At 68.5% G+C, this 15,392-nt stretch carries 13 protein-coding genes and 1 pseudogene; 13 read left to right on the forward strand and 1 reads right to left on the reverse strand.

Annotation, left to right across the window (positions count from 1 at the left end; genetic code table 11):
* Positions 1 to 93: 93 nt before the first annotated feature.
* The 5 genes and pseudogenes from dinG to pdxH all read left to right on the forward strand — a co-directional run bounded on the left by dinG (position 94) and on the right by pdxH (position 7,594).
* Positions 94 to 2,238, forward strand: coding sequence for an ATP-dependent DNA helicase DinG (gene dinG, locus SZ55_RS25015; protein WP_044413355.1), 2,145 nt, complete (start codon positions 94 to 96; stop codon positions 2,236 to 2,238).
* Positions 2,239 to 2,375: 137 nt separating this feature from the next.
* Positions 2,376 to 4,823, forward strand: coding sequence for a beta-agarase (locus SZ55_RS25020; RefSeq protein WP_442963713.1), 2,448 nt, complete (start codon positions 2,376 to 2,378; stop codon positions 4,821 to 4,823).
* An 88-nt stretch (positions 4,824 to 4,911) separates the two neighbouring features.
* Entirely contained in the window at positions 4,912 to 6,057 is a 1,146-nt protein-coding gene (locus tag SZ55_RS25025; RefSeq protein ID WP_044413590.1) for an EstA family serine hydrolase, read from the forward strand.
* Positions 6,058 to 6,196: 139 nt separating this feature from the next.
* Positions 6,197 to 6,898 (forward strand): annotated as a pseudogene (locus SZ55_RS25030) (OmpA family protein); the annotation flags it as partial.
* Between the two features lie 48 nt (positions 6,899 to 6,946).
* A complete protein-coding gene (pdxH, locus tag SZ55_RS25035; protein WP_044413361.1) occupies positions 6,947 to 7,594 on the forward strand; it encodes a pyridoxamine 5'-phosphate oxidase in 648 nt (215 codons plus the stop codon).
* Here the strand turns inward: pdxH and SZ55_RS25040 are convergent.
* Entirely contained in the window at positions 7,591 to 7,839 is a 249-nt protein-coding gene (locus tag SZ55_RS25040; RefSeq protein ID WP_044413363.1) for a hypothetical protein, read from the reverse strand. The two genes, pdxH and SZ55_RS25040, sit on opposite strands and share 4 nt — an antisense overlap.
* A 157-nt stretch (positions 7,840 to 7,996) precedes the next feature.
* Here SZ55_RS25040 and SZ55_RS25045 point away from each other — a divergent pair, with 157 nt between their 5' ends.
* From SZ55_RS25045 to SZ55_RS25080, 8 genes are all read left to right on the forward strand, one after another.
* Positions 7,997 to 8,461 carry a glycine zipper 2TM domain-containing protein gene (locus SZ55_RS25045; RefSeq protein WP_044413366.1) on the forward strand — a complete coding sequence of 155 codons (465 nt, stop codon included), beginning with the start codon at positions 7,997 to 7,999 and terminating at the stop codon, positions 8,459 to 8,461.
* Between the two features lie 225 nt (positions 8,462 to 8,686).
* Complete coding sequence (locus tag SZ55_RS25050; RefSeq protein WP_044413368.1) at positions 8,687 to 11,482, forward strand: monovalent cation/H+ antiporter subunit A; 2,796 nt, start codon at positions 8,687 to 8,689, stop codon at positions 11,480 to 11,482.
* Positions 11,482 to 11,814, forward strand: coding sequence for a Na+/H+ antiporter subunit C (locus tag SZ55_RS25055; RefSeq protein ID WP_044413370.1), 333 nt, complete (start codon positions 11,482 to 11,484; stop codon positions 11,812 to 11,814). Before SZ55_RS25050 ends, SZ55_RS25055 begins: the two co-directional genes overlap by 1 nt.
* Entirely contained in the window at positions 11,811 to 13,316 is a 1,506-nt protein-coding gene (locus SZ55_RS25060; RefSeq protein ID WP_044413372.1) for a monovalent cation/H+ antiporter subunit D, read from the forward strand. The genes SZ55_RS25055 and SZ55_RS25060 overlap by 4 nt, the downstream gene beginning before the upstream one ends.
* Positions 13,313 to 13,813 carry a Na+/H+ antiporter subunit E gene (locus SZ55_RS25065; protein WP_044413375.1) on the forward strand — a complete coding sequence of 167 codons (501 nt, stop codon included), beginning with the start codon at positions 13,313 to 13,315 and terminating at the stop codon, positions 13,811 to 13,813. The genes SZ55_RS25060 and SZ55_RS25065 overlap by 4 nt, the downstream gene beginning before the upstream one ends.
* On the forward strand, positions 13,798 to 14,067 hold the full coding sequence (locus SZ55_RS25070) for a K+/H+ antiporter subunit F (protein WP_044413378.1): 270 nt from the start codon (positions 13,798 to 13,800) through the stop codon (positions 14,065 to 14,067). The genes SZ55_RS25065 and SZ55_RS25070 overlap by 16 nt, the downstream gene beginning before the upstream one ends.
* Entirely contained in the window at positions 14,064 to 14,411 is a 348-nt protein-coding gene (locus tag SZ55_RS25075) for a Na+/H+ antiporter subunit G (RefSeq protein ID WP_082078339.1), read from the forward strand. Before SZ55_RS25070 ends, SZ55_RS25075 begins: the two co-directional genes overlap by 4 nt.
* A 75-nt stretch (positions 14,412 to 14,486) precedes the next feature.
* The gene (locus SZ55_RS25080) at positions 14,487 to 15,392 is read left to right on the forward strand and encodes a DMT family transporter (protein ID WP_044413381.1); all 906 of its coding nucleotides are present in this window, start codon (positions 14,487 to 14,489) and stop codon (positions 15,390 to 15,392) included.

A 15,392-nucleotide genomic window follows, 5' to 3' on the forward strand; every position in this document is an offset into this window, starting at 1 on the left:
GGGTTTCTCCAGTCGGAAACAGGGCGCGGTATGATAGCCGCCCTGTTAAAGTACTGAAAATTTATCCAGCTCTCCGGCGTCCGCAACCTCCCCATGCTCAGCACCGAACTCAAGTCCCAGATCCAGGGGGCCTACTCCCGTTTCCTCGAAGCCAAGGGGCTCAAGGCCCGCTATGGGCAGCGCCTGATGATCGCCGAGGTGGCCAAGGTGCTTGGCGCCATCCCCCAGGATGACGAAGGGCACCGCCAGGGCGAGCCGGCGGTGGTGGCGGTGGAGGCTGGCACCGGTACCGGCAAGACCGTGGCCTACAGCCTGGCGGCGATTCCTTCGGCCAAGGCGGCGGGCAAGCGGCTGGTGATCGCCACGGCCACCGTGGCCCTGCAGGAGCAGATCGTCCACAAGGACCTGCCCGACCTGATCCGCAACAGCGGGCTGAATTTCAGCTTCGCCCTGGCCAAGGGGCGCGGTCGCTACCTGTGCCTGTCCAAGCTCGACATGCTGCTGCAGGACGGCCAGGCGCAGAGCGCCACCGCGCAGCTGTTCGCCGAGGAAGGCTTCCGCATCGACGTCGACGAGAGCAGCCAGAAGCTGCTCAACCAGATGATCGAGCGCCTGGCCGGCAACCGCTGGGACGGCGACCGTGACTCCTGGCCCGAGGCCATCGAGGACCAGGACTGGGCCCGCGTCACCACCGACCACAGCCAGTGCACCAAGCGCCATTGCCCCAACTTCCAGCAATGTGCCTTCTACAAGGCGCGTGAGGGCATGACCAAGGTGGACGTGATCGTCACCAACCACGACATGGTCCTGGCCGACCTTGCCCTGGGCGGTGGCGCCGTGCTGCCCGACCCGCGCGAAACCCTCTACGTGTTCGACGAGGGCCACCACCTGCCGGACAAGGCCATCGGCCACTTCGCCCACTACACCCGCCTGCGCTCCACCGCCGACTGGCTGGAGACGGTGGCCAAGAACCTCACCAAACTGCTGGCCCAGCACCCGCTGCCGGGGGACATGGGCCGCCTGATCGAGAACGTGCCCGAGCTGGCGCGGGAGATCCGGGCCCAGCAGCAATTCATGTTCACCGCTTGCGAAGAGCTGGCCGACTTCCGGGCCGGCGAAGACATGGAAGGCCGCGAGCGCCCGCGCCACCGATTCGAGGGCGGCGTGGTGCCGGAGCACCTGGTGGAGATGGGCATCGAGCTGAAGAAAGGCTTCGCCAAGCTCAACGACCTGTTCACCCGCCTGGCCGAACTGCTCAAGGAAGCCATGGACGGGGAGGGTGCCAACGGCCTCTCCAGCCAGCAGGCCGAGGAGTGGTACCCGCTGTTCGGCAGCCTGCAGACCCGCGCCCAGAACAACTGGGAGCTGTGGACCGCCTTCACCACCGAGGACCCGGAGGAAAGCCCGCCCATGGCGCGCTGGCTGACCCTCGCCGAGTTCGGCGCGGCCTACGACATCGAGGTCAACGCCAGCCCGATCCTCGCCGCCGAGACCCTGCGGCGGAACCTGTGGAACGTTGCCCACGGCGCCCTGGTGACCTCGGCGACCCTCACCGCGCTCGGCACCTTCGACCGCTATCGCATGCGCGCCGGCCTGCCGCGGCAGTCGGTCACGGCCGTGGTGCCCAGCCCCTTCCACCATGCCGATGCCGGCCTGCTGCGAGTGCCGGACCTCAAGGCCGACCCCCGTGACGCCGCCGCCCACACCGCCGCCATCACCCGCGAGCTGCCACGCCTGGTGGAAGGCGCCCGGGGCACCCTGGTGCTGTTCGCCTCGCGCCGGCAGATGCAGGACGTGTTCGACGGGCTGGAGCGCGACTGGCGCAAGCGGGTGCTGATCCAGGGCAACCTGTCCAAGCAGGAGACCCTCAACAAGCACAAGGCTCGGGTGGACGACGGCGAGCCCAGCGTGCTGTTCGGCCTGGCGTCCTTCGCCGAGGGTGTGGACCTGCCGGGTGCCTACTGCGAGCACGTGGTGATCGCCAAGATCCCCTTCGCGGTGCCGGATGACCCGGTGGAAGCGGCCCTGGCCGAGTGGATCGAGGCCCGTGGCGGCAACCCCTTCATGGAGATCGCCGTGCCCGATGCCTCCCTGCGCCTGGTGCAGGCCTGTGGTCGCCTGCTGCGTACTGAAAGCGACCGCGGCACCATCACCCTGCTGGATCGCCGGGTGGTCACCCAGCGTTATGGCAAGGCCATCCTCAACGCGCTGCCCCCCTTCCGACGCGAGATCGAATGACCGGACGGTCCCCGGCGCTTGACGCCGGGCTTGCCTCTGCGATCATTGCCCGCTCGCGCGGACACGGATCGCTCGATCAGCGGCAACATTCGCCGGATCCGTTGTCTATGCACTGACTTTTCTTGGGGATCGGCTTGATGTTCTCGACACCTAAATCGGCACGCCTGCTGCCCATCGTGCTGGCCCTGGCCGGCATGAGCGCCTCCGTCCAGGCCGACACGCTGTTCAATTTCGTGCGTCCGCTGGACGCCGTCACCGTCACCACCCAGGACGCTGCCCTGCCCAGCGTCACCGCGGAAACCACGCCCGAGGGCGAGGTGCTGCGTCGCCTGACCTTCAACCCGGCCGAGAAGCCCAGCCTGCGCCTGGCGCCGCAGAACGGCACCTGGGACTGGAGCCAGGCCGGCGTCATGAGCCTGCGCCTGCAAAGCGCCCAGGACTGGGCCATCACCCTCGACGTCACCGTCGAAAGCGCCGACGGCAAGACCTTGCGCAGCCGCATCGCCCTGCCGGCCGGCCCTGCCCAGACCCTGCTGCTGCCCCTGGCCGCCACCTCTCCCCGTGCCCAGGGCATGCGCGCCGCGCCGCCCCAGCCCTGGGTGAAGGATGGCAAGCGCTACCTGCTGGCCACTGAGGTGGAAGGCGAGCTGGACCTGTCCAAGGTCACCGCCGTGACCCTTTCCCTGGAGCACCCGGACGCGGCGCAGAACATCCTGCTGGGCCGCTTCGGCACCGAGGACAAGAACCCCCAGGCTGATTTCTACGCCGGCCTGATCGATGCCTACGGCCAGTACACCCGCGCCGACTGGCCGGAGAAGGTCAAGAGCGATGAGCAGCTCAAGGCGGCCGCCGAGAAGGAGCGCAAGCAACTGGAGGAATGGAAGGCCAAGCTGCCCGAGCAGGACGCCTACGGCGGTTGGCTCGGTGGCCCGAGCTTCGAGGCCAGCGGGTTCTTCCGCACCGAGAAGCGTGACGGGCGCTGGTACCTGGTCTCTCCCGAAGGCCACCCGTTCTTCTCCCTGGGCGTCAACACCGTCACCCCGGACAACAGCCAGACCTACGTCGAAGGCCGCGAGGGCATGTTCACCGCGCTGCCCAAGGACGGCGAACCCCTCGCCAACTGGTACGGCAACGGCGACAGCCGCCGCGAGACCGGCTCCAACAAGGGGCGGGCCTTCGACCATGGTCGCTGGTACGACTTCTACCGGGCCAACCTGGAGCGCACCTACGGTCCGCAGGAGCCTGCGCGCTGGGTCGAACACAGCCTGGATCGCCTGAAAGCCTGGGGCTTCAACACCGTGGGCAACTGGAGCGCCGGCGAATTCGGCACCGCCCAACGCATGCCCTACACCCTGCCGCTGTCGATCCATGGCGATTTCGCCACCATCAGCACCGGCCTCGACTGGTGGGGCGGCATGCCCGACCCGTTCGACCCGCGCTTTGCCATGGCGGCCGAGCGGGCGATTGCCATTGCCGCCCGTGACCACCGCGACGACCCCTGGCTGATCGGCTACTTCGCCGACAACGAGCTGGCCTGGGCCGGCCCCGGCAGCGATCCCAAGTCCCGCTACGCCCTGGCCTACGGCACCCTGCGCCTGACCACCGACGTGCCGGCCAAGCGTGCCTTCCTCAAGCAGCTGCGCGACAAGTACCGCAACCAGCAGGGCCTGTCCCAGGCCTGGGGCATCGAGCTGCCGGCCTGGGAGCTGATGGAGGACCCGGGCTTCGAGGCACCGCTGCCCAATCCCGAGCACCCGGCCATCGAGGAAGACCTCAAGCGCTTCCAGCGCTTCTTCGCCGACACCTACTTCAAGACCATCGCCGAGTCGATGAAGTGGCACGCACCGAACCACCTGCTGCTGGGCGGGCGCTTCGCCGCCACCGTGCCGGAGGCCGTGGAGTCCTGCGCCCAGTATTGCGACGTGCTCAGCTTCAACTTCTACACCCGCGAGCCGCAGCAGGGGCATGACTTCGAGTTCCTGCGCAAGCTGGACAAGCCGCTGCTGGTCACCGAGTTCCATTTCGGTTCCCGCGACCGGGGCCCGTTCTGGGGCGGTGTCTCCGAGGTCTACAAGGAAGAGGAGCGTGGCCCGGCCTACGCCAACTTCCTCAAGAAGGCCCTGGAGGAACCGCTGATCGTCGGTGCCCACTGGTTCCAGTACCTCGACCAGCCCGCCAGCGGTCGCCTGCTGGATGGCGAGAACGGCCACCTCGGCCTGGTGGCCATCACTGACCGCCCCTACGAGGGCTTCGTCAAGTCGGTGCGCAAGACCAACCTCGACATCGCCGCGCAACTGGCCGCTCCCGCTCCGGCAGTGAACGACTCGGCCAAGCAGCCGGCCAGCGCACCGAAGGCCGCGCCCGCCAAGCCCGAGACGCCGAAGGCTCAGGCACCCAAGCCTGAAGCCGCCAAGCCGGAAGCCCCGAAGACCGAGCCGGCGAAGCCCGAGGCGCCGAAAGCCGAGGCACCCAAGGCCGAGCCTGAGGCCAGCGAAGCGCCGAAGCCCGAGGCATCCAGCCCCGCGCCGGCCCAGCCTGCACCCGAGGCCAAGGATGCAGCGCCGGCACAACCCGCCGCGAACTGAGGCCATCCGCGCCGAACTTCAGCGGGGTTCACAGCAGACGGCGGCATCGCAACAATGCCGCCGTCGTCTTTTTTGAAGGAGAGTGATGGTGCAGATCCAGGGTTACTTCGACTTGCGTTTCGAAGCGGTGCGCGACCAGTTCGCCGCCCTGTTCGAGGGCTCCCAGGAGCGCGGGGCCGCGCTGTGCGTGCAGGTGGGCGGGGAGACCGTGCTCGACCTGTGGGCCGGCACCGCCGACAAGGACGGCCAGCAGGCCTGGCACAGCGACACCCTGCTGAACCTCTTCTCCTGCACCAAGACCTATGCCGCCGTCACCGCCCTGCAGCTGGTGGGGGAGGGCAAGCTCGACCTCGATGCACCGGTCGCCCGCCTGTGGCCGGAGTTCGCTGCCGCCGGCAAGGAGCGCATCACCCTGCGCCACCTGCTCAGCCATCGTGCCGGCTTGCCGGCGATCCGCGAGCCGTTGCCGGCCGAGGCGCTCTACGACTGGGACGCCATGACGACCGCCCTGGCCGCCGAGCAGCCCTGGTGGACGCCGGGCGAGGGCCATGGCTACGCGCCCATCACCTACGGCTGGCTGGTGGGCGAACTGATCCGCCGTGTCGATGGCCGTGGCCCCGGTGAATCCATCGTGGCCCGCGTGGCCCGGCCCCTGGGGCTGGACTTTCACGTCGGCCTGGACGATGCCGAATTCCACCGCGTCGCCCACATCGCCCGGGGCAAGGGCAACCTGGGGGATGCGGCGGCCCAGCGCCTGCTCAAGTGCATGATGAGCGAGCCCAACGCCCTCAGTACCCGTGCCTTCACCAACCCGCCGTCGATCATGACCAGCACCAACAAGCCCGAATGGCGGCGCATGCAGCAGCCGGCGGCCAACGGCCACGGCAATGCCCGCAGCCTGGCCGGCTTCTATGCCGGCCTGCTGGATGGCAGCCTGCTGGACTCGGCACTGCTGGCCGAGCTGACCCGCGAACACAGCCTGGGTGACGACCGCACCCTGCTGACCCAGACCCGTTTCGGCCTGGGTTGCATGCTGGAGCAGCCCGATGTGCCCAATGCCACCTACGGCATGGGGCGCCTGGCGTTCGGCCATCCGGGTGCGGGCGGTTCCATCGGTTTTGCCGATCCGGAGCGCGACGTGGCCTTCGGCTTCGTCACCAACACCCTCGGTCCCTACGTGCTGATGGACCCCCGCGCCCAGCACCTGGCACGCACCCTGGCCAGCTGCCTGTAGCGCCACTCGTCAGCTGGAACGAATATCCCTTTTCGGATTAATGGGTTGCGTCCAGAATTTCAGCCTGAATCTGAGATTGATGCGCCATCACGCGATGGCGCATCGGCTTTCTTCACCCCTCCTGTCACGGGTCCTTTCCATGAAGCTGTTCAAGTACTCCACCTTGATCCTCTGCATGACCGTTGCTGGTTGCAGCACCTTCAGCCATGACAAGCAGCCGGCGGAGGCCCAGGCGCAGAACAGCGGCACCCACCACTGGTGGTGGCCGTTCGGTGGGGGCGAGCAGAAGGCCGAGCCGGCCAAGGTCGCCAAGATCGACACCCAGGCCACCCAGGCCTGGCTGGACCAGTACGAGCCGCGCCTGCGTGAAGCGGTGAAGGGCTCGCGCATGGAAGTGGAGCGCCGCGACAACGTGCTGGTGGTCACCGCGCCGGTGGACGGTTCCTTCAACCCGGACCGCCCGAGCATGCTGCTGCCGATCTCCCTCGGGCCGGTGTCCCGCGTTGCCAAGCTGGTGGAGGGCGATGCCAAGACCGGCGTGCTGGTGCTCGGCCATGCCGATCCGTCCGGCGACGACGCCAAGAACCGCCAGCTCAGCCAGGAGCGGGCCCAGGCCGTGGCTGCCATCTTCCGCCTCAGCGGGCTGCAGCGTGACCGCCTGTCGCTGAAGGGCGTGGGCTCCGACATGCCGCGCGCCGCCAACGACAGCAAGGACGGCCGCGCCCTGAACCGCCGTGTGGAAATCGTCCTCACCCCGCAGGACACCCTGGTGGCCCTGCTGGCGCGTTACAACCAGCCGCCCAAGGTCGCCCAGCAGGCGGTTGCGGCAGATCAAGGCAAGTGAGCAATCCTCGGATAGGCTAGCGTTTTCCCTTTCCGGAGAGCCCCCATGACCCAGACCCTGGCCGATATGCGCCGCGACTACACCCGCGACGGACTCAGCGAGGAGCAGGCCCCCCAGGAGCCGCTCGCGCTGTTCCACCGCTGGTTCGACGAGGCGGTGAAGACCGAGCAATTGCCCGTCGAACCCAACGCCATGACCCTGGCCACGGTGGACGCCGATGGGCGCCCCCATTGCCGGGTGCTGCTGCTCAAGGGGCTGGATGAGCGTGGCTTCACCTTCTTCAGCAACTACGACAGCGCCAAGGGCGAGCAACTGGCGGCGCGGCCGTTCGCGGCCATGACCTTCTTCTGGCCCAGCCTGGAGCGCCAGGTGCGCATCGAGGGGCGCGTGGAGCGGGTGACTCCGGCGGAGTCGGACGCCTACTTCCAGGTCCGCCCGCTGGGCAGCCGCATTGGCGCCTGGGCCTCACCGCAGAGCCGGGTGATCGCCGATCGCGCCGAACTGGAGGCCTTGCTGGCCGACACCGAGCGGCGTTTCCTCAACCAGTCCCCCACCTGCCCGCCGCACTGGGGCGGCTACCGGCTGCTGCCGGAGCGCGTCGAGTTCTGGCAGGGGCGCCCCAGCCGGCTGCACGACCGCCTCAACTACCGCCTGGTAGATGGGCGCTGGCAGCGCGAGCGCCTCGCGCCCTAGGACGCCTGGGGCGGCTGCGGGTAACGGCTGGCCGCCTGCTCCAGCCAGGCCTGCAGCGCCTTGCGCTTGATCCCCGCAGCCTTCGCCGCCTCCAGTTGCTCCAGCATGTAGGCGCGGCGCTGCGGGTCGTCCCCCGCCATCGACAGGGCCAGGTCGCGGTCCACCCAGCGCTTGATGCGCACGTAGATCCACCAGTGGAAGTACAGGCCCGCGACGGTGGTGACGACGATGATGAAGTAATCCATGGACTAACCTTGCTGCTCGGCACCCTGGCGTCGTTTCGTTGTCCGATGGCCGTGGCTGTACGGAAACTGAACGAGTCTGCACTTTGGCCGAGCGTCGAGTGACAGTTGAAGGTGCCGCGCAGTCTAATGGAGGCGCATCCAATCTGGAGGAAAAATCATGCGTAAATCCGTTCTGCTGGCCGCTTCGTTCGCCTCGATGGCGATGCTTCTGAGCGGCTGTCAATCGAGCCTGACCGGAGACACCTACTCCCGCGCCGAGGCCCGCCAGGTGCAGACCGTGCGCATGGGGACCATCGAATCGCTGCGCCCGGTGAAGATCGAGGGCACCAAGACCCCCATCGGTGCCGGTGCCGGTGCGGTGGTGGGCGGTGTCGGCGGCAGCGCCATCGGCGGTGGCCGTGGCAGTGTGGTGGCCGCCGTGATCGGCGCCGTGGCCGGTGGCCTGCTGGGCGCCGCGACCGAAGAAGGCCTGACCCGCACCCAGGGCGTGGAGATCACCGTGCGCGAGGATGACGGTTCCATGCGCGCCTACGTGCAGGAAGTGCAGGAAAACGAGATCTTCCGTGTCGGCGAACGTGTTCGCATCATGACCGTCAATGGCACCAGCCGCGTGACCCACTGATCCATCCCCCCGCAACCGGCGGGCTTTCCGCCGGTTCGTCCCCTACGCTTCATCTCACCAGCCAACCGGCAGGCGATTCATGGCTCTGTAGAGCGGGTCGCCTGTTCCGGCTTGCTAGGTTTTGAAATAATTCATGCATGCGCGGTGATCGATAGTTCTGGATAATCGATCACCGCATCGCCATTGCCGTGCTCAGCGCTGGCAGGCCGAAAGAGGAGGATTTCGATGCTACTGGCGCTGATCGTCGCCCTGCCGTTCCTGGGAACCCTGTTGCCGCTGCTGTTCGGCCGCCATTGCCGCACCCGTGCCGCGCTGGCAGCCGCCGTGGCGCCGGCCATCGGCCTTGGCCTGCTGCTCGCCCAGGCCGGCACCGTGCTGGGTGGGGAGGTCCTGAAACTGTCCATCCCCTGGTTGCCGCAGCTGGGGCTGAACTTCAGCCTGCGCCTGGATGGACTGGGCTTCCTCTTCGCACTGATGATCCTCGGCATCGGCCTGCTGGTGATCCTCTACGCCCGCTACTACCTCTCCGAGCGCGAGCCCTGTGGCCGCTTCTTCGCCTACCTGCTGCTGTTCATGGGTGCCATGCTCGGCGTGGTGCTGTCCGAGAACCTGTTGCTGATGCTGGTGTTCTGGGAGGCCACTAGCCTGTCGTCGTTCCTGCTGATCGGTTTCTGGGGGCACCGCTCCGACGCTCGCAAGGGCGCGCGCATGGCGCTGGCGGTCACCGGTGGCGGCGGCCTGGCGTTGCTGGCGGGCATCCTCCTGCTCGGGCAGATCGCCGGCAGCTTCGAACTGACCGAGGTGCTGGCCCGGGGCGACCTGATCCGCCAGCACAGCCTCTACCCGGTGATGCTGTGCCTGGTGCTGCTGGGGGCGCTGACCAAGTCGGCGCAGTTCCCCTTCCACTTCTGGCTGCCCCACGCCATGGCCGCGCCGACCCCGGTGTCCGCCTACCTGCACTCGGCGACCATGGTGAAGGCCGGTGTGTTCCTCCTGGCGCGGCTCTACCCGGCCCTGGCCGGCACCGACCTGTGGTTCTACCTGGTGGGCCTGAGCGGCCTGGCGACCCTGCTGCTGGGCGCCGGGATGGCGCTGTTCCAGCATGACCTCAAGGGCCTGCTGGCCTATTCCACCATCAGCCACCTGGGCCTGATCACCCTGCTGTTCGGCCTGGATACCCCGCTGTCCAACGTCGCGGCGGTGTTCCACATCATCAACCACGCCACCTTCAAGGCGTCGCTGTTCATGGCGGCCGGCATCATCGACCACGAGACCGGCAGCCGCGACATGCGGCAGATCAACGGCATGTGGCGCTACCTGCCGCACACCGCCGTGCTGGCGATGGTCGCCTCCCTGGCCATGGCCGGGGTGCCGTTGCTCAACGGCTTCCTCAGCAAGGAGATGTTCTTCAGCGAGACCCTCGGGCAGGACCTGCTGGGCAGCTTCAGCTGGCTGATCCCGGCCGGGGCGACCCTGGCGGGCGTGTTCTCGGTGGCCTACTCGCTGCGTTTCGTCCACGACGTGTTCTTCAACGGCGAGCCGCGCCAGTTGCCCAAGTTCCCGCCCCACGAGCCGCCGCGCTACATGAAGGTGCCGGTGGAGGTGCTCGTCGCCCTGTGCCTGCTGGTGGGCATGGCGCCGAACTTCAGCGTCGCGCCCCTGCTGGCGGCCGCATCCTCGGTGAGCATGGGCGGCACGCTGCCGGAATACAGCCTGGCGATCTGGCACGGACTCAACCTTCCGTTGCTGATGAGTACCCTGGCACTGGTCGGCGGCGTGCTGATCTACATCGGCCGCAAGCCGCTGTTCCGCTGGTACGAAGGGCTGCCGGACGCGGACGCGAAGGAAATCTTCGAGGCTGCGGTCCAACGGGTGATCGGCGTGGCTGCGCGCTTCATCGCCGCGCTGGAGAACGGCTCCCTGCAGCGCTACATGGCCGTGCTGCTGCTGGCGGCCATCGTTGTGGTGGTCGTGGCCCTGGCACCACTGACCTCGCTGACGGGCTCGCGGCCGCTCACCGGGCTGGATGGCGTGACGGCGGTGGGAATGCTGGTGCTGGCCGCCAGCGGTGTGCTGACGGCGTTGCTGCACCGCCAGCGCATGGTGGCGCTGCTGGTGCTGGGCGTCGGCGGCCTGCTGGTGGCCCTGGCCTTCGCCCGCTTCTCCGCGCCCGACCTGGCACTGACCCAGCTGACGGTGGAGGTGGTGACCCTGGTGCTGCTGATCCTTGCCATGTACTACCTGCCCTCGCGTACCCCGGCGGAAAGCTCCAGCCTGCGCATCCTCCGCGACCTCGGCCTGGCCGGCGCCGGCGGCACCCTGGTGGGCCTGCTGACCTACGCGGTGATGACCCGCCCGTACACCACCATCGCCGACTACTTCATCGCCAACGCCATCCCCGGCGGCGGCGGGCACAACGTGGTCAACGTCATCCTCGTGGACTTCCGCGGGTTCGACACCCTGGGCGAGATCACCGTGCTGGCGATCGCCGCGGTGGGCGTGCATGCGCTGCTGTCCGGGCTGTTGCTGCGCAACCCCACCTGCGATCCCCAGGGCCGGAACTGGGCACGGGCCAAGCACCCGCTGATCCTCGAAACCCTGTCGCGGCTGCTGCTGCCCCTGGCGCTGATGGTGTCGGCCTTCATCTTCCTGCGCGGGCACAACCTGCCGGGCGGCGGCTTCATCGCCGGCCTGATCACCGCCGTGGCCCTGGTGTTGCAGTACATCGCCAGCGGTTCGGCCTACGTCGAGTCGCGGCTGCCGCTGCGCTACCAGCGCATGGCCGGCTGCGGCGTGCTGCTGGCCGGCCTTACCGGGCTGGGCAGCTGGGCCTTCGGCGCCCCGTTCCTGACCTCGGCCTTCGACCACTTCCACCTGCCGCTGGTGGGTGAGTTCGAACTGGCCACGGCACTGGCTTTCGACCTGGGCGTCTACCTCGCCGTGGTCGGCGCCGTGATGCTGATCCTCTCCGGGCTCGGCAAGCTGAGCCTGCACCCGCCCATGACCGAGGAGGTCCACTGATGGAAGCCCTGTTCGCCGTCACCCTCGGGCTGCTCACCGCCAGCGGCCTGTACCTGCTGCTCCGGGCGCGCACCTTCCCGGTCGTGCTCGGGCTGACGCTGTTGTCCTACGCGGTCAACCTGTTCCTCTTCGCCATGGGGCGCCTGGCAGGCGACGCCGCCGTGCTCGGCCAGGGCGGCACCCCGGCCGACCCGCTGCCCCAGGCGCTTGTGCTCACCGCCATCGTCATCGGCTTCGCCATGACCGCCTTCGTGGTGGCCCTGGCCCTGCGGGGCGTCGGCGAGCTGGGCAACGACCATGTCGATGGCCGCCGTGACGGGGAGGGCCGATGAACCACCTGCTCATCCTGCCGATCCTCCTGCCCCTGTTCGCCGGGGCGGCGCTGCTGATGCTGCCCTCGCTGGAGCGCATCAAGCGCACCCTGTCGATCCTTGCCTGCCTGGCGCTGATTCCCGTGGCCCTGTTGCTGATGCGGCAGGCGGCGGAAGGCGACCTGCAGGTGTACGCACTGGGCGGCTGGCAGGCACCGTTCGGCATCGTGCTGATGCTGGACCGCCTCAGCGCGCTGATGCTGCTGGTCACCGCCGTGCTCGGCACCGCCGTGGCGATCTATGCGGCCCGGGGTGACGACCGCCGGGGCATGCGCTTCCACGCGCTGCTGCAGTTCCAGTTGCTGGGCCTGAACGGTGCCTTCACCACCGGCGACCTGTTCAACCTCTTCGTGTTCTTCGAGGTGATGCTGATCGCCTCCTATGCGCTGCTGTTTCATGGTGGCGGTGCCGAACGGACCCGCGCCGGTTTGCACTACGTGGTGCTGAACCTGGTGGGCTCGGCGTTCTTCCTGATCGCCCTGGGCGTGTTCTACGGCATCACCGGCACCCTCAACATGGCCGACCTGTCGGTGAAGGTGGCCGCCGTGGCACCCGCCGATGCGCCGTTGCTGGCGGCTGCCGGGCTGCTCCTGCTGGTGGTGTTCGCCCTCAAGGCGGCGTTGCTGCCGCTGCACTTCTGGCTGCCGCGTGCCTATGCCGTGGCCAGTGCGCCGGTGGCGGCGCTGTTCGCGATCATGACCAAGGTGGGCGTCTACTCCATCGTGCGGGTCTACCTGCTGGTGTTCGGTGCCGGTGCGGGTGAGCTGGCCCACCTGGGCAACGACTGGCTGTGGCCGCTGGCGCTGCTGACCATGGCGGTGGCCGCACTCGGTGCCCTGGCTGCTGCCAGCCTTCAGGCGCTGGTGGCCTATCTGGTGCTGCTCTCCGCCGGCACCCTGCTGGCGGCCGTGGCCCTGGGCACGCCGGCCTCCCTGGGCGCGGCGCTTTACTACCTGGTGCACAGCACCTGGGCGGCGGCCGGGCTGTTCCTGCTGGCCGACCTCATCAGCCGCGAGCGTGGCGAACGCCGTGGCGCGCTGGTGCAGGGGCCGCTGCTGGAACACCCGGCCCTGCTGGGCGGCGCCTTCTTCTTCGCGGCCGTTTCGGTGGCCGGCCTGCCGCCGCTGTCCGGCTTCATCGGCAAGCTGCTGCTGCTCAAGGCCGCGACGCCGGGCCTGCCGACGGCCTTGCTGTGGGGCGTGCTGCTGGGCGGCAGCCTGCTGTGCCTGGTGGCCCTGAGCCGGGCCGGCAGCACGCTGTTCTGGCGCACCACCGGGGCTGATGCGCCCGGTGGCGAGGGGCTCGACGGCGTGCGCCTGGCCGTCACCCTTGCCCTGCTGGGCCTGGCGGTGCTGCTGGTGGTGCTGGCGGGCCCGCTGATGGGCTACCTGGAGGCCACGGCCACCCAGCTGCACGATGTCGATCTCTACCGGCAGGCCGTCCTGCCAGGAGCGGGCGCATGATCCGTCGTCTCTTGCCCCATCCGGCCACCAGCCTGCTGCTGCTGGTCACCTGGCTGCTGCTGGTGGATTCCCTGTCCTTCGGCCAGTGGCTGCTGGGGGGCGCGCTGGCCGTGCTCATCCCGCTGCTGTGCAACCCGCTGATGCTGGAGCACCCGCGCGCCTGGCGCCCGGCCCGCCTGGCCCGGTTCATCCTGCTGGTGCTGTGGGACATCCTGGTGGCCAACTTCCTGGTGGCCCGCCAGACCCTCGGCCCGATCCGGCGCCTGCAGCCGGGGTTCGTCGAGGTGCCGATCGACCTGGACAACGAAATGGCCATCAGCCTGCTGGTGTGCGTGGTGTCCCTGACCCCGGGCTCGGTGTCCGCCGACCTCAGCGGCGACCGCCGCATCCTGCTGGTCCACGCCCTGGACGTGCCCGATGCCGACGCGCTGGTGGCGGAGATCAAGCAGCGCTACGAAGCGCCCCTCAAGGAGGTGTTCCCATGCTCGCGTACGTGATTCCCGTCTGCCTGGGGCTGCTGGTGGTGGCCATGCTGCTGACCCTGGCCCGCCTGGTGCGCGGGCCCTGCCTGCCCGACCGGGTGCTGGCGCTGGATACCCTCTACGTCAATGCCATCGCCATGCTGATCCTGCTGGGTATCTGGCAAGGCACCAACCTGTATTTCGAGGTGGCGCTGCTGATCGCCGTGCTGGGGTTCGTCGGCACGGTGGCGGTGGCCAAGTACATGCTGCGCGGAGACATCATCGAATGAACATCGCCGACCTGCCCCTGTGGGCCGAGATCCTGGTTTCCCTGCTGCTGCTGCTGGGGGCGCTGTTCGTGCTGATCGGTGCCATCGGCCTCTATCGCCTGCCGGACTTCTTCATGCGCCTGCACGGGCCGACCAAGGCCACCACCCTGGGTGTGGGCAGCCTGGTGATGGGGTCGCTGGTGTACTTCTCCTGGGTGTCCGGCACGCTCAGCTTCCACGAGCTGCTGATCAGCCTGTTCCTCTTCATCAGTGCCCCGGTCAGTGCCTACATGCTGGCCAAGGCCGCCGTGCTGCAGCAGCTGCCGCTCACGTCGCGGACCCGCGGCAAACCCTGGCAGCAGTAACAGTTTTGCCGGGCGGCTGTGCCTGTCGGGGGCGCCTGCCGCCCCCTAGACTGTCGATTTTTCCGGAGATGGGGCATGACGCAGCAGGCTCGGTGGGTGGCAGTGGTCTGCCTGGTGCTGGCCATGGCGCTGTGGGGCAGCTCGTTCATCGCCCTCAAGTTCGCTTTCCGCGAGGTGCCGTCGATGTGGGTGATCTTCGCCCGCATGGCCCTCGGCAGCCTGGTGTTCCTGCTGGCCTGGCGCTGGCGGGGGAGGGCTGAACCCCGGCCCGGCGACTGGAAGTACTTCCTGGCCCTGGGCGCCTGCGAGCCCTGCCTCTATTTCATCTTCGAAGCCCTGGCGCTGGAGCACACCAGCGCCTCCCAGGCGGGGATGATCACGGCGCTGTTGCCGCTGCTGGTAGCGGTGGGGGCCTACCTGTTCCTCCGGGAGCGCATCACCCGCACCACCCTGGCCGGCTTCCTGCTGGCGGTGCTCGGCGCGGTGTGGCTGAGCCTGGCCAGCGAGTCGGACGCCCATGCCCGCGCGCCCCTGCTGGGCAACTTCTACGAATTCCTCGCGATGCTCTGCGCCACCGGCTACACGCTGCTGCTCAAGCACCTGTCGTCGCGCTACTCGGCCTTCCACCTGACCGCCTTGCAGGCGTTCATCGGGGCCGGGTTCTTCCTGCCGGTGGCGCTGCTGGGCGAGCCCTTGCCCGCCGTCATCAGCCCGCTGGCGCTGGGGTCGATGGTCTACCTCGGCATCGTGGTTACCGTCGGCGCCTATGGCCTCTACAATTTCGGCGTGGGGCGCCTGCCGGCAAGCCAGGCCACCGGCTTCATCAACCTGATCCCGGTGTTCACCCTGATCTTCGCCATGCTGCTGCTGGACGAACGCCTCAGCCCTGCCCAGTTCTGCGCCGCTGCCCTGGTATTCGCCGGGGTGGCCCTCAGCCAGTGGCGCAGCGCCCCGCCGGCCCCGGCCGGCATCCTCGATTGA

Origin of the sequence: Pseudomonas sp. FeS53a, from assembly GCF_000931385.1 — a bacterium.
Lineage (GTDB): Bacteria > Pseudomonadota > Gammaproteobacteria > Pseudomonadales > Pseudomonadaceae > Metapseudomonas > Metapseudomonas otitidis.

What these genes read in the sequence shown, in the direction of transcription:
- SZ55_RS25075 (WP_082078339.1), top strand. Translation starts at nt 14,064, where the DNA reads ATGAACATCGCCGACCTGCCCCTGTGGGCCGAGATCCTGGTTTCCCTG.
- SZ55_RS25065 (WP_044413375.1), top strand. Translation starts at nt 13,313, where the DNA reads ATGATCCGTCGTCTCTTGCCCCATCCGGCCACCAGCCTGCTGCTGCTG.
- SZ55_RS25040 (WP_044413363.1), bottom strand. Translation starts at nt 7,839, where the DNA reads ATGGATTACTTCATCATCGTCGTCACCACCGTCGCGGGCCTGTACTTC.
- SZ55_RS25080 (WP_044413381.1), top strand. Translation starts at nt 14,487, where the DNA reads ATGACGCAGCAGGCTCGGTGGGTGGCAGTGGTCTGCCTGGTGCTGGCC.
- SZ55_RS25045 (WP_044413366.1), top strand. Translation starts at nt 7,997, where the DNA reads ATGCGTAAATCCGTTCTGCTGGCCGCTTCGTTCGCCTCGATGGCGATG.
- SZ55_RS25055 (WP_044413370.1), top strand. Translation starts at nt 11,482, where the DNA reads ATGGAAGCCCTGTTCGCCGTCACCCTCGGGCTGCTCACCGCCAGCGGC.
- dinG (WP_044413355.1), top strand. Translation starts at nt 94, where the DNA reads ATGCTCAGCACCGAACTCAAGTCCCAGATCCAGGGGGCCTACTCCCGT.
- SZ55_RS25070 (WP_044413378.1), top strand. Translation starts at nt 13,798, where the DNA reads ATGCTCGCGTACGTGATTCCCGTCTGCCTGGGGCTGCTGGTGGTGGCC.
- pdxH (WP_044413361.1), top strand. Translation starts at nt 6,947, where the DNA reads ATGACCCAGACCCTGGCCGATATGCGCCGCGACTACACCCGCGACGGA.
- SZ55_RS25020 (WP_442963713.1), top strand. Translation starts at nt 2,376, where the DNA reads ATGTTCTCGACACCTAAATCGGCACGCCTGCTGCCCATCGTGCTGGCC.
- SZ55_RS25060 (WP_044413372.1), top strand. Translation starts at nt 11,811, where the DNA reads ATGAACCACCTGCTCATCCTGCCGATCCTCCTGCCCCTGTTCGCCGGG.
- SZ55_RS25050 (WP_044413368.1), top strand. Translation starts at nt 8,687, where the DNA reads ATGCTACTGGCGCTGATCGTCGCCCTGCCGTTCCTGGGAACCCTGTTG.